The organism is Ensifer sp. Root558 (genome assembly GCF_001427045.1).
GTDB classification, from domain to species: Bacteria; Pseudomonadota; Alphaproteobacteria; order Rhizobiales; family Rhizobiaceae; genus Ensifer; species Ensifer adhaerens.
This window is the reverse complement of sequence record NZ_LMGC01000001.1, coordinates 397,340-409,669: the sequence shown is the minus strand read 5'-3', so window position 1 is coordinate 409,669 and position 12,330 is coordinate 397,340. Positions and strand designations below refer to the sequence as shown.

Annotated in this window: 13 protein-coding genes; 8 read left to right on the top strand and 5 right to left on the bottom strand. The window is 62.8% G+C overall.

The features are described from left to right. Nucleotides 1-86: 86 nt before the first annotated feature. A complete protein-coding gene (locus ASD63_RS02055) occupies nucleotides 87-710 on the bottom strand; it encodes a hypothetical protein (protein WP_034793192.1) in 624 nt (207 codons plus the stop codon). A 505-nt stretch (nucleotides 711-1,215) separates the two neighbouring features. On the opposite strand from ASD63_RS02055, the gene ASD63_RS35930 reads away from it, so the two are divergent. The 6 genes from ASD63_RS35930 (at nucleotide 1,216) to ASD63_RS02025 (ending at nucleotide 5,224) form a co-directional block, all read left to right on the top strand. Beyond that, entirely contained in the window at nucleotides 1,216-1,608 is a 393-nt protein-coding gene (locus ASD63_RS35930; RefSeq protein ID WP_034793180.1) for an antitoxin Xre-like helix-turn-helix domain-containing protein, read from the top strand. Further along, nucleotides 1,605-2,300 (top strand): RES family NAD+ phosphorylase, encoded by a 696-nt coding sequence (locus ASD63_RS02045; protein ID WP_051659267.1) that lies wholly within the window; start codon nucleotides 1,605-1,607, stop codon nucleotides 2,298-2,300. The genes ASD63_RS35930 and ASD63_RS02045 overlap by 4 nt, the downstream gene beginning before the upstream one ends. Nucleotides 2,301-2,730: 430 nt before the next feature. Then, nucleotides 2,731-3,171 (top strand): GNAT family N-acetyltransferase, encoded by a 441-nt coding sequence (locus ASD63_RS02040; RefSeq protein ID WP_060528766.1) that lies wholly within the window; start codon nucleotides 2,731-2,733, stop codon nucleotides 3,169-3,171. Nucleotides 3,172-3,283: 112 nt separating this feature from the next. Then, complete coding sequence (locus tag ASD63_RS02035; RefSeq protein ID WP_034793174.1) at nucleotides 3,284-3,793, top strand: GrpB family protein; 510 nt, start codon at nucleotides 3,284-3,286, stop codon at nucleotides 3,791-3,793. Between the two features lie 72 nt (nucleotides 3,794-3,865). Beyond that, entirely contained in the window at nucleotides 3,866-4,267 is a 402-nt protein-coding gene (locus ASD63_RS02030) for an aldehyde-activating protein (protein WP_034793170.1), read from the top strand. Between the two features lie 90 nt (nucleotides 4,268-4,357). Further along, nucleotides 4,358-5,224 carry a DUF3883 domain-containing protein gene (locus tag ASD63_RS02025; RefSeq protein ID WP_234798748.1) on the top strand — a complete coding sequence of 289 codons (867 nt, stop codon included), beginning with the start codon at nucleotides 4,358-4,360 and terminating at the stop codon, nucleotides 5,222-5,224. 56 nt (nucleotides 5,225-5,280) lie between these two features. Here the strand turns inward: ASD63_RS02025 and ASD63_RS02020 are convergent, their stop codons facing one another. Beyond that, nucleotides 5,281-6,048 (bottom strand): adenylate/guanylate cyclase domain-containing protein, encoded by a 768-nt coding sequence (locus ASD63_RS02020; RefSeq protein WP_034793718.1) that lies wholly within the window; start codon nucleotides 6,046-6,048, stop codon nucleotides 5,281-5,283. Nucleotides 6,049-6,164: 116 nt separating this feature from the next. After that, a complete protein-coding gene (locus tag ASD63_RS02015) occupies nucleotides 6,165-7,052 on the bottom strand; it encodes a LysR family transcriptional regulator (RefSeq protein WP_034793162.1) in 888 nt (295 codons plus the stop codon). A gap of 125 nt (nucleotides 7,053-7,177) precedes the next feature. Between ASD63_RS02015 and ASD63_RS02010 the strand changes: the two genes are divergently transcribed. Then, on the top strand, nucleotides 7,178-7,522 hold the full coding sequence (locus ASD63_RS02010; protein WP_034793159.1) for an antibiotic biosynthesis monooxygenase: 345 nt from the start codon (nucleotides 7,178-7,180) through the stop codon (nucleotides 7,520-7,522). A 63-nt stretch (nucleotides 7,523-7,585) separates the two neighbouring features. Here the strand turns inward: ASD63_RS02010 and ASD63_RS02005 are convergent, their stop codons facing one another. Further along, nucleotides 7,586-9,025: a DUF1254 domain-containing protein gene (locus ASD63_RS02005; RefSeq protein ID WP_034793156.1), complete on the bottom strand. Its 1,440-nt coding sequence runs from the start codon at nucleotides 9,023-9,025 to the stop codon at nucleotides 7,586-7,588. Between the two features lie 327 nt (nucleotides 9,026-9,352). On the opposite strand from ASD63_RS02005, the gene ASD63_RS02000 reads away from it, so the two are divergent. Beyond that, entirely contained in the window at nucleotides 9,353-11,290 is a 1,938-nt protein-coding gene (locus ASD63_RS02000) for a TetM/TetW/TetO/TetS family tetracycline resistance ribosomal protection protein (RefSeq protein WP_034793153.1), read from the top strand. A 106-nt stretch (nucleotides 11,291-11,396) separates the two neighbouring features. Here ASD63_RS02000 and ASD63_RS01995 read toward each other — a convergent pair whose 3' ends face one another. Next, nucleotides 11,397-12,245, bottom strand: a complete 849-nt coding sequence (locus tag ASD63_RS01995) for a hypothetical protein (protein WP_034793150.1) — start codon at nucleotides 12,243-12,245, stop codon at nucleotides 11,397-11,399. Nucleotides 12,246-12,330: the final 85 nt, after the last annotated feature.

Genomic DNA, 12,330 nt, shown 5'->3' with positions numbered 1-12,330 from the left:
CGGACCTGCGACCCGGGCCGAGTGTCCGGGCCGTCAGGATGAAACCAAGGCGTGTCCCTTGCGCGTTACGATAAGCTGAAAGCGCCCTATTTCGCAGCGAAGCAATAGAACAGCCCCGCGCCGCCGGTGCCCTTGAAGGCCTCGACGGTGCAGCCGCCCCGCGTCGCGTGCGAAGAGTTCCAGGATTTGGCCTCGGCGGAATCGTTCAATCCGGTGCGGTCGCTGTGGCCGACGATCGCCGCGCCGTCGGCGCCGCCCATCGTCCAGTTGCCGCAGGTGTCCGGTGCCGCCGTGCCATCGGCTTTCGAGCCCGTCAGAATGTCGTGGCGGTTGGGCGTATCGCCGCGCCCGTTGATCACCTCGCCCTTTTCATTGAGCGCCGTCTGCTTCGTCAGGTTGTTCTTGTCGCTGTGGAGCGATGCGACGTCATCGGCGATCTTCTCGCCCTTGGCGTTGTACCAGGGGCCTGCGCCGATCCGGTCCTTGGCGTTCTCAGCGTCGGTGGAAAGATAGGCCTTCCAGCTCTTGCCCGTCGCCCCCGCTGCCTTGGCGAGCGTATCGCAATAGGCGTCCGCCCCCGTGAGGCCGCCCAGATCGCCGCCCTTTCCGGGGTTCACGCTGGTGACGAAGAAACTCATGCTGGTGTCCTGCGCATAGGCCGCGCCGGAACAGGCCAAGGCGAATGCGATTGCTGCTAATGCGCGCTTCATGGCTTTCTCTCCCATCAACTGTGCCGAAAAGCCTATCGGCCGCCGCCAACCGAGTAAAATCGAATTGCCGTGATGGAGACCGCGCCATCTCAACGGGTGGCGACGCAACGCGCGGCGACCTCTGCGCCACGTCAGGTGAAGGGCGATCCAAGCGGCAAGAGCCCCGACCGGGGTGAGGATGGCCCCTTTGCAGCAAAAGCGCTGCCCCTCACCCCCTGCCGGGACCTTCTCCCCGTCACGACGGCGAGAAGGAGACGTGGTCACCCGCTCCCCCCACAGAAACCTGGCCTACCTTAGGTTTGTGAGATCAGCCGCCGAGTGACGGTGCCCCCGTCGTCCATGTCCCCTCTCCCCGCGTGGCGGGCAGAGCGTTAGGGTGAGGGGCAGAGCCGGGCGCGTTCGCTCGGCAGTGCAAACAGGCATCAGCCGGCTAACCCTTGACTTTCCGCCCAACATCGCCATTTCATATCATATGATACACTCAGTCACCGCATAGGAGACATTCATGGCCCTCGCGCAACCGGCTTTCGCACCCGCCCGGCAGGAAGAAGCTGTGATCGTAAAGGCGGTGGTGAAAGCCTGCGACCTCTGGAACCTCACCAATAGGGAGGCGGCCCAGCTCTTCGACGTGCCGATCGCCACCTGGAACCGCATGAAGGCCGGCGACTTCAAGGGCAGGCTCGACCAGGACAAGCGCATGCGCGCGAGCCTGATCGTCGGCATCTTCAAGGGCCTGCGGCTGTTCTTCAACGGGCCGCTTACCTATCAATGGCCGAAGGCGGTCAACACCGGCCCGCTGTTTTCCGGCCGCTCGCCGGTCGACCTGATGATCGAGGGCGGCATTCCCGTGATGATGAAGGTCAGGCGCTATCTCGACGGGTTGCGCGGCGGCCTATGATCGCGCTGCCGGAAATCGACTTCAACGAGCCGGCAACCGTCCGGCTGATCTCGACCGCCTATATCGGCGAGCCCGCGGTCAAGCCGCTCGCCGACGATGACGACGAGATCGAGATCCTCAACCGGCTGGAGGCGATGACCTCGGCGCGGCTGAGCCCGCTCGCTCTGCCCATCGGCGTCGATCCTGCCGAACTCCTGAACGAGACCTTCGGCTACGGCTGGTCGCTGATCAATGCCGCCTTCTGCCATGCCCGGCCTCCAGGCAACCGCTTCAACGGCGAGGAGCGCGGCGCCTGGTACTGTGCCTTCGGCCCGCGGGCACTCCAGACCTGCCAGGCGGAAATCGTCTATCACCGCACCCGGGCGCTTCGCGAGGCCGGCAGCTTTCACGACATCGGTCGCTACCGCGAACTGATCGCCGGCTTCACCTGCCGCTTCCATGACGTGCGCGGCGAAGTGGACGCCGCCTATCTCTCCCCCGACACCGCCGTCGCCTACCCCGCCGGCCAGGCGCTCGCCGCCACCATTCTTGCAGAAGGCGGCAACGGCCTGATCTATCCGTCGGCCCGTGATCCCGAGGGCACGTGCCTCGCCGTGTTCCGCCCCTCGGTCATCCAGAACGTCCGCCAGGGCCACACCATCACCTTTGAATGGACGGGCAAAGCAGAGCCACGCATCATCGAAGAAACCTGAGCGGCTGGCGCGAAGGCGTTTCTTTCTTGCCATCGCAATGTTGCGGTAATGCGCCCGTTGGAGAAGGGCTCGCTTTCCGGATTTCGGCGCCTCGAGCGGCCCGGCCGGTACGGCAGAAACTGAAAACGTATAAATCAGATTGTTATTGACGCTTTGCCAGGCTGGACGCGTGTCCCCGTCCCTCCGGTTCCTTGCCCCCAACTCCCTCGCCCGCTGATCGGGAAAGGGAACGGCAGCGGCCCGGCTCCGCCTACCCTTCGGTTCCCCTGCCCGCCCCGCAGAGGGAACCGCTCGCGCCCAGGCGCAGGATGTGGACGCCGAGAGCGCTGCAAGGTCCCTTCTCCCCGCTCGCCCCGCGGGGAGAAGGTGACCGCAGACGGGATTAGACAGAGACTGCCTCCCAGGCCACAGCGTCGACCACGAGGACCGAATGACGATTACACTCCTGCCCGTCGATACCGTCGATGCCGATGTCATCCGAAGGCTCGACGTTCACGAAAACCAGATGGATTTCATCGCCAGCAACGACGAATCTCTCGAAGAACTCGGCGAACGCCCCGAATGCGTCGGTTTTGCCGTGATGGCCGAAGGCGCGCCGGTGGGTTTCGCCATGTATGCGCTCGACCCCGATGACGGCAACCACTGGATCTACCGGCTGATGATCGATGCCCGCCACCAGGGCAAGGGCTATGGCGCCATGGCGCTCGCAGCCCTCCTGGACCACATGGCCAAGATCCCTGAATGCGGCGACATCTATCTCGGCGTCTACCCGGAAAACACCCGCGCCCACGCCCTCTACCACCGCTTCGGTTTCCGCGAGACCGGCATGGTCCTCGGCGAGGAAAAGGTCATGCGGCTCGACCGCAACTAGACGGTGGCGCGATCCGACCAAACAACCTTCCTCCGTCCAGGCGGGGGAAGGTCCATGAATTCGTTCCGGGTGCTACCATGACACCACCGTCAAGAACCCGGAGCAAGCCGCCGTGCCGCTGACCAGCCAGATTTCAGTCTATGATCCGCGATGGCCCGATCTGTTTCTCTCCGAGCAGCAGCGCATCCGCAGCGTATTCGCAAATGCGCTCGTCACGATCCACCATGTCGGCAGCACCGCCGTCCCCGGTCTCGCCGCGAAGCCGGAAATCGACCTTCTGGTCGAGGTGTCCGAGCATCGCGACGTGGGCGATGTGACGGAGCGGATGAAATCGCTTGGATATGTTCGCGGCACGGACCTTTCGCAGGACCACCACTTCTATCGGCGCGACGTCAATGGCGTTCGAACCCACAAGGTCCATGTGTGCCCGTCAGGACATTGGCAGATTGCAAGAATGCTGCGGTTTCGCGATCTTCTGCGGCAGGATCCGGACCTCAGCGCCCGCTATCAGGCGCTGAAGCTGCACCTCGAAGCCACGAACCAGCATGGCATCGGCGAGTACCTCGCCTCGAAGGCTCCCTTCATCGACGCTGTCTTGGCGCACAAGCGCGAGCGAGATTGATATCCGGCCCCGATTGCGGACATCCCGCCATCGGGGCACTATGCCGCCTCGGTACAATAGCGGGAGCGGCTCATGCTTGACGGCTCATGTCACTGCGGCAATGCGAAGTGGACGCTCAAAGGCGACCCCGGCCCGATCACCGCCTGCAACTGCACGCTCTGCCACCGCTACGGCACGCTCTGGGCCTATGACTACGAAGGCGAGCGCATCGCAGTCAGCGGCGAACTCACCGCCTATACCCGCGCCGACGAGAAGGACCCGACGCTCGAAATCCTCTTCTGCCCGACCTGCGCCGGCGTCGTCGCCTGGCGCAGCCTCAACCTCGACGCACGAGGCCGCCGGCGCATCGCCGTCAATGTCAGACTGGCCGCGCTGGACCGGGTCGCAAACCTTCCCATCGACCATTTCGATGGCTTCGATACCTTCGAGGACCTGGCACCGGATGGCCGCTGCGTGCGCGATCTGTGGGCGTGACCAGTGAACACAAGCATCGGTTGAGGCGAACTGATACTCAATATCCGGGGATGAGGGTATACGAAGCATGGCGAGGCGCTGCTTTTCCGGATGACTTATTCCGGTGTGCTGCGTAGCCTGGAGAGCATGGGCTTGGGGAATTGGACAGATACGGAAAATGACGCGATCGTCGCGGCCTATTTTTCCATGCTTCGCGACGAACTTTCTGGTCAATCCTACAACAAGGCCTTGCACAACCGGGTTCTGCAAGAAGCGCTCGGAAGAAGTCGCGGCTCGATAGAATTCAAACATTGCAACATTTCGGCTGCTGCGAGAGGGTTTGGTCTTCCCACCCTCAGCGGTTACCAGCCGCGGTTCAATTTTCAGATGTCCTTGGCCGAGGCAATATCCCGTTGGTTAGCGCAGCATCCGCAATGGGACAGTGTCCTTGGTTCCGGTCCGACATTCGGCATGGCCGAGCCACTGGCGCTCTTCATCGGTGTCCCGCCCACTCTCCACAATGCCCCACCCCCCGACGAATTGACACAGATGCAGACGGTCGCACGGCGTTTCGATGTGGCCGGGCGGGACGAACGCAACCGTGCACTCGGCCGCGCTGGAGAAGAGCGCGTACTCCAGCACGAACGCGCGCAGCTACTCCAGAGCGGTCGTCAGGATCTGGCCCGCCAGATTCGGTGGGTGGCGCAGGAAGATGGCGATGGCGCGGGCTATGACATAGCAAGCTTCACGCCGGATGGGCGCGTGCGTTTGATCGAGGTAAAGACCACCAACGGCTGGGAACGAACGCCATTCCATATTTCGCGCAACGAACTTGAGGTGGCCCAGACGCGACGCGAGGAGTGGTGCCTCCTCCGTCTCTATGATTTCTCACGCCATCCACAGGCCTTCGAACTGCGACCGCCTCTTGACGCTCATGTCTCGCTCATCGCGACCAGCTATCAGGCAAGTTTCCACTGAGTAAGCTGAAGCGGTTCACCTCGACACTAGGGAAATCAGCAAACGCTTCACGTCGATCAATGTGTCGCGAGCACCCTCGCCTCGACCGGCTGGTCGATGCCTTTCAGGACCAGCAGCCGCGTGCCGGCGCCCGCCGTCAGCGTTGCCGCCTGAGCGGCCGTCTCCGGGGAAAGCAGAATCTCCCCCGCCTCGGCCTGGGATTCGAGCCTCGAGGCCAGGTTGACCGTGCCGCCGATCGCGGTGAAATCGCTGCGGAATGTCGAAAACTCGCCGATCTCGACCTCGCCCGAATGAATGCCGACGCCCACGCCGAGCGGCCGTTCGCCGAGGTCGTCGAGGTCGAGGCGGCCGAGTGCATCGGCGCAGAGACGCTGGATATCGCGTGCTGCCATGATCGCCGCTTGCGCATGGTCTTTCCGGATGATCGGAAAGTTGAAGATCGCCATCAGCCCGTCGCCCATCTGCTTGTTGACGATGCCGTCATGCGCCCAGATCGCCTGGGCGCAGCGATCCTGGAACAGGCTGACGATCTGGCTCAAGCGCACCCGCTCGATCCGCTCCGAAAGATGCGTGAATCCGCGGATGTCGGCAAACAGGATTGTGGCGCTTGCCGCAACGTGACTCTGCTTCTTCACGTAACGGAAGGAGCGCTCGCAGATCGTACAGATGTTCGGGTTCATCTTGCTGCGGGTAATACCGAAGGCGCGGAACGGCAGCGCCAAGGGCCCGCGGATCGGGATCGGCACATGCATCTGGTCCCAGCATCCCCGGCAGATGCGGGCGTCATGGCTGGCGGCAGGCTGAATGGAAGAGGCGTCTGTCATGGTGCGCATCTGCTCCGGCTCGCATGACCCGATGGCGTCAGCGAAGCTTCGGACATTTGCAGCACTTTAGCAACGGCTGGATCGACGCCGGGGGAACGTTCCGTGCCGCCCGGCCGTCACGCGGCAAACAGGTTCTCCGCCATGAAATCGACGAAGGCACGCACCTTTGGCGAAAGATAGCGATTGGTCGGCCAAAGCACGCGGAACGTGCCGGTTTCGCGAAGGTAATCTTCCAGCAGCGAGACCAGCTTGCCTTCCGCCAGTTCAGGCGACACGGCAAAGGGCGGCAGGCAGGTGATGCCGAAGGAGCGCTCCGCAAGAAAGATCAAGGGGTCAAGCGTACTCGCCACCGTGGTCACAGGCAGGTCCAGCTTCACCTCACGCCCGTCACGAACGAGTGGCCAGGGTTCAAGGCGGCCGGAATTGGCGTAGCGGTGATGAAGGCAGCGGTGCCCAAGCAGGTCCTCCGGCACCTCCGGCCGCCCATGAGCCGCGAGATATTCCGGCGAAGCGACGATCCGGTGCCGGAACGTCCCGAGCTTGCGGCTCATCAGGCGTGTATCCTTCACGTCGCCGGTGCGGATGACCGCATCGAAGCCCTCCTCGATCACATCGACCAGCCGATCGGTGAAATCGAGATCAAGATTGATCAGCGGATAGGCGCGCATGAAGTCCGATATGGTCGGCATCAGCAGCATGCCGGCGAGCGGCAGGCTGACGCGCAATTGCCCGCGCGGCGTCGCATGCGAGCGTGACAGTTGCGCCTGGGCCGTTTCGAATTCGGACTGGATGCGGCGGCAGGTGTCGAGAAAGAAGCTGCCGTCGTCGGTCAACGCCATGCTTCTCGTCGACCGGTTGAAGAGGCGCGCGCCCATCTCGTCTTCGAGCCGCGCGATCGCCTTGCCGACGGCCGAACCTGAAAGCCCTAGGCGATGCCCGGCGGCCACGAAGCTGCCCGCCTCTGCCACCTGAATGAAAATGCTGAGCGTTCCGAGCTTGTCCATCGCGCGCCGATTACGGAATTATTTTCCGAAGTGATGAGAATACGCGCTCGTTTATCCGCTATTTCTCTCCCGATATCCAGATGCCGTCGCGGTCGATACGCCGCGGCGTTTAAATGGAGAGAAGCATGACAACGATTCCTACCCCCACTTTCTCGGCGTCCCCCGTTCCGACGACCTTCGTCGTCAACGTCATCCACGCCCATCCCGGCAAGCAGGAAGAAGCCTTCGCCGTCATCCAGGACGTCGTGCACTACGTTGCCGAACGGAAGGAAGGTTTTCTGTGGAGCACCCTGTCGAAGAGCACGGACGGCGAGACCGTCGTCAATGTCGAGGCGATCCAGGGCACCGGAAATGTCGATGAGTTCTTCTCCGATCCGGTGTTCGCGGAGAAGTTCCGCAAGCTGGACGAAGTCTCCCGCAGCGAGTTTCACATCTATACGGTCGGCGATCTCGTGCTGCCGAAGCGCTGAGCCGCAGCCTGATCGCCACGCCCTGCGCCTTCACGCGAAGACGCAGGGACTCTTTCGCCTCTGTCATCCCGCCTTCTTCACTGGCGGGATGAGCCACGACCCGTCGAGAATGGAAGGCGGGCTGTCGTCGGGCCAATAGAGCCGCATCATCAGGATGAACTTGCCCTTCGGCGCCGGCAACCAGTTGTTTTCCTTGTCCTTGCCGGGTGATTCATTCTGGATGTAGATCTCCGTCGAACCGTCGGCATTGGCCTTGGGGCTGACGCGCGTGCTGATCGAATAGCGGTTGAGCGGATTGTCGACGAAGAAATAGTTCTCGTCGTACATGGTGATCGACCAGAAGCCGCGCACCGGCGGCAATTGCCCCTTGGGGAAGGTGACGACGTATTTGTTGGAGCCGTGATAGGCGCGGGAAACCAGGCCGTCCCTGGACTTCAGCGACGTCGGATAGATCGCATCCTGCGGACGATTGGCGCCAAGCCCGATCGCCGTGATCAGCGCCCGCTGCAGATAGTTGGTGCCGTAGATGCCGGTCTTGGTGGTGAAGCCCCAGCCGTTGACGTTCTGGATGTCACCATCGCTGAACTTGAAGTGCAGCATGATGCGATGGAACGCCATGATGGGGATGCGCGAGACGAAGGCGGCATCGAGCTTGCTCTTGTCGAAGTCCTGGCCCGGCACGATGCCGATTTCGGCAAATTTGGCGATCGCCTCGCCATCCGCTGCCGTCGGCGGATTGGTCTTCATCAACTCGCAAAGAAGCGTGAAATATTCGACCGCATCCATGCGATTGACCTGCTCGCGCACCGCCGTCTTCATGTCGATCGACGGATCGACCTTGCCGACCGGCGGCGTCCAGTCCTTGCCATAGGCGCTGAGCGGACAAAGCTTGCACTCGTCCTGAAGTGCATGCACCGCCGCATAGTCCTCCGGCGTGCCATCACAATAGATGCGCCCGAGGATCCAGACGATGCCGGTTGAGGATTTGTATTCGGTCACGCCGTCGGGAAGGCTTCCCTGCCAGCCCGGCCCGGTAATGGCATAGGCCTGCGCCCCGCCGCCGGTCGTGCGCTTGCCCGGCACCTGAAACACCGTCGTCCAGCCGTCGAGCATCGGAAACAGGAAGAAGCGATCCTTCATGTCGGGGATCGACAGCACCCACGGCTCCTTGCCCACATCGACGAAGGCTGTCGTGTACAGCGTATCGGCATTCGGCGCGGTGACATCCTTGAAGGATGCGTTCGGATATTCACGCAGCTTGATGACGTGGCCCATCGGCCCCTTGCTGCCTTCGGGCTTGGCCACATTGGTCACCACCCGGCGGGTCATTTCCGTCGTCACCAGTGGGTAGCCGTAGATATAGGCTTCCACCGCCAGCCAGAAATCATCAGCAGCCTCGACCGGATCGAAAAGCGGCGATTCCAGCGCGTTCGCAGGTAAGAACGATGCTGATGCAAGCAGGCCGGCGCCGCCCAAAGCGACGGCGCGACGGGTCATGTCCATGTTTGCCTCCCCCTTTTTCTTTGGTGGGAGGAAGTTAGCATATACTAATAAGCACGACCAGACATTGTGTTCGGCCTGTCCTCGCGTAACCGCCTGAAGGGAGCATCGCCATTTTTCGATGGCCCCGGCCACACCAGCAAATCTGCAACACCGCGTCGGAGTTGTCAGGCGGCGCTTGACGCCCTTCCTGTGGCGTCCTTAGATTTCACGAGCACCCTCGCCTGCCGTGGGTTGCGCGATCCGCAAGAAGCTCAAGTCTGGAGGCCCCGATGCGCCGAGTCACTTCTCAAGAAACCCAGATCCGAATTTTTGAGAAGCTGATGGGATATGCGCACATTGAATCTGGGCATCCTCGCCCACGTGGATGCAGGCAAGACTAGCCTTACGGAAAGACTCCTTTTTGACACCGGCGCGATCGACAGGCTCGGCAGCGTCGATAGCGGCAATACCCAGACCGACAGCCTTGAACTCGAACGGCAGCGTGGCATCACCATTGCCGCCTCCGTCGTGTCGTTCAGGCTTGGCGATCTGGTCGTAAACCTCATCGACACCCCCGGGCATCCGGACTTCATCGCCGAGGTCGAGCGCGTGCTGCAATCGCTCGATGCCGCCGTCGTGGTCGTCTCGGCGGTGGAAGGCGTGCAGGCGCAGACCCGCGTGCTGGTGCGCGCCTTGCGCCGCCTCGGCGTCCCCTTCCTGTTCTTCGTCAACAAGATCGATCGCCTGGGGGCGCGTCCCGCCGAAGTGGTCGAAGAGATCGCCAGCCAACTCTCGGTCCGCCCCGTCATCATGTCGGCGGCGGTCGAGGCCGGCAGCCGACACGCGAGAGCCGAGCCGAACGACTTTGCGCAGGAACCGCATTTTTCGGCACTTTCGGAGGCGCTTGCCGCCAATGATGAAGCCTTGCTCGACGATTATGTGCTGGCACCGGAGCGTCTGACTGTCGAGCGGCTGCGGAAGGCCTTGGCGACGCAGCTTGCCGAAGGCCTTCTGCACCCGGTCTATTGCGGCATCGCCATGACCGGCGTCGGCGTGCCGGGCCTGATCACCGCGATCGAGACGCTGTTGCCGGCGAAGGCGCCCGCCCCGGATGCACCGGTCGAAGGCCGGATCTTCAAGATCGAGCGCGGCTGGGGCGGTGAAAAACTCGCCTTTCTCAACCTGACGTCCGGCACCGTCGCCATGCGCGACTATCTCGTCCTTCCCGGCGGCGCGGCGAAGGTGACCAGCATCCAGCTCTTCGACCAGGGCCGGCTGGAAAAGGTGGACCAGGTGACAGCCGGCCGCATCGCCAAGGTGGGCGGGCTTGCCCATGCCCGCATCGGTGATTGGATCGGCGTCGGCGGAAAGCGTGCCGGAGCGTTTCACTTCGCCCCGCCGACGCTCGAAACCCTCGTGCGGCCGAGGCGCCCTTCGGACAACACGGCGCTGTGGCTTGCCCTTCAGCAACTGGCCGAACAGGACCCGTTCATCAACCTGCGCACCAGCGACGATGCCAGCGAGATGTTCGTTTCGCTCTATGGCGAGGTGCAGAAGGAGGTGATCGAGGCCACCCTGTCGGCCGATTTCGGGCTGGAGGCGCATTTCGAGCAAAGCACGGTCATCTGCGTCGAACGGCCCCTTGGCACCGGAACCGGCATCGAGATCCTCTTCCGCGAGCCGAACCCCTTCCTTGCGACCGTCGGCCTCAGGATCGAACCGCGGCCGGCGGCAGCGGGCAACAGTTTTGCCTTGGAAGTGGATGTCGGCCAGATGCCTGCGAGCTTTTACCGGGCGGTCGAAGAGGCCGTTGCCGAAACGCTGAAGGCCGGGCTCTTCGGCTGGCAGGTGATCGATTGCCACGTCGCCATGACAGCGGCGCGCCAGACCTCGCCGGCCAGCACCGCCGTCGATTTTCGCCGGCTGACGCCGCTGGTGCTCGCCGAGGCGTTGTCTTCGGCCGGAACGGTCGTCTGCGAGCCGATCGACAGCTTCCGCCTTGAAGCGCCCGCGTCCGTCCTGACGGCCATTCACACGCTGCTCGCCAAGTCAGGCGCGTCGACGACGGATTCGATCATCGAAGGCGGCGTCGCCCGGCTTGCCGGAACGATCGCATCGGCCAACGTCCAGGGCGTCCAGCGGCAGTTGCCGGGGCTCACCAGCGGCGCGGGCGTGCTCGAAAACAGCTTCGATCACTACGCGCCGATCGCAGGCACGCAGCCTTCCCGGCCCCGGTTGGGCGCGAACCCGTTCGATCGGGCCAATTATCTCCGGAGCCTGCGATAACATAAGAACACCGCGCGCCTCTTCAGACGCGCGGTGCCACCATGCTCTTGCTTGATGATTGTACCTGGCTGGCAGCGGCGCAAAATGCTGCCGCCTGCCAAGCCGATCAGAACGCCAGGCGATTGCTGGACCAGACCGGGCCGAGGCGCTCTTCTTCCTTGAGCGTCGTCGAACCGTAGGAGAAGCGCAGGCCACCGAAGAGGGTGCTGGTGTCGCCGGAAACCGAAGCGCTCAGCCCTGAAAGCTCTTCGTTGGTGTATTTGTAGCCGGCAAAGAGCGTGACGGGGAAAGCGTCCAGCCGGTAGTTGGCCGTCAGCTTGACGCTGCGCAGGTCGTAATCCAGGTCGTTTTCGCTCATGCGATGCAGCGAGCCGTCGACGTCGAAGCGCAGGTTGTCGGTCGCGTAGATGCGCGCGCCTAGCGAGCCCATGTAATGATCGGCATCGATGTCGTCGAAGTCTTCCACACTCGCCTGGCCGTAGCCGATCGCGCCATGCAGCGTCCAGGTATCAAGGAAGTAGGCCGCTTCGACGCCACCCATGTAATCGTTGAGGTCGAGGCCGATGCCCGGGTCGAGGCGTGCGCCTTGCACGAAGACGCCTGCCGCAAAGAGATCATTGCGGTAGTAGCCGTGCAACGCGCCGTCATAGCTGTTCGTGTCGATATCCTCAAAGGAGGCGCGCGTGTAGCCGAGATCGACCTGCAGGTTGAAGCCGGCGCCGGCGTCGAAGTTCACCGCACCGCGCAGGTCCCATGCATCCGCATCGATATCGCCGGGCGAGTCCACGGCCGCGCCGTAGGACGTCTCGACGTAGCCGACGATGCCGCCCGACGCCTGCTCCACCGGCACCTCATAGGCGTCCTGCGGCCCCACCAACGGACCATCGATATCGGCAGCCGCCGCGATCGAAACACTTGAAAGAAGAAAAATGACGAAACTGCTCGTCCTGACCATGGCCCCACTCCGGTTCAAACCCCGGAAATAAGGTAAACGAACACGGTTAATACAATCTCTACGAGAAATATTTAACGCGATCGAC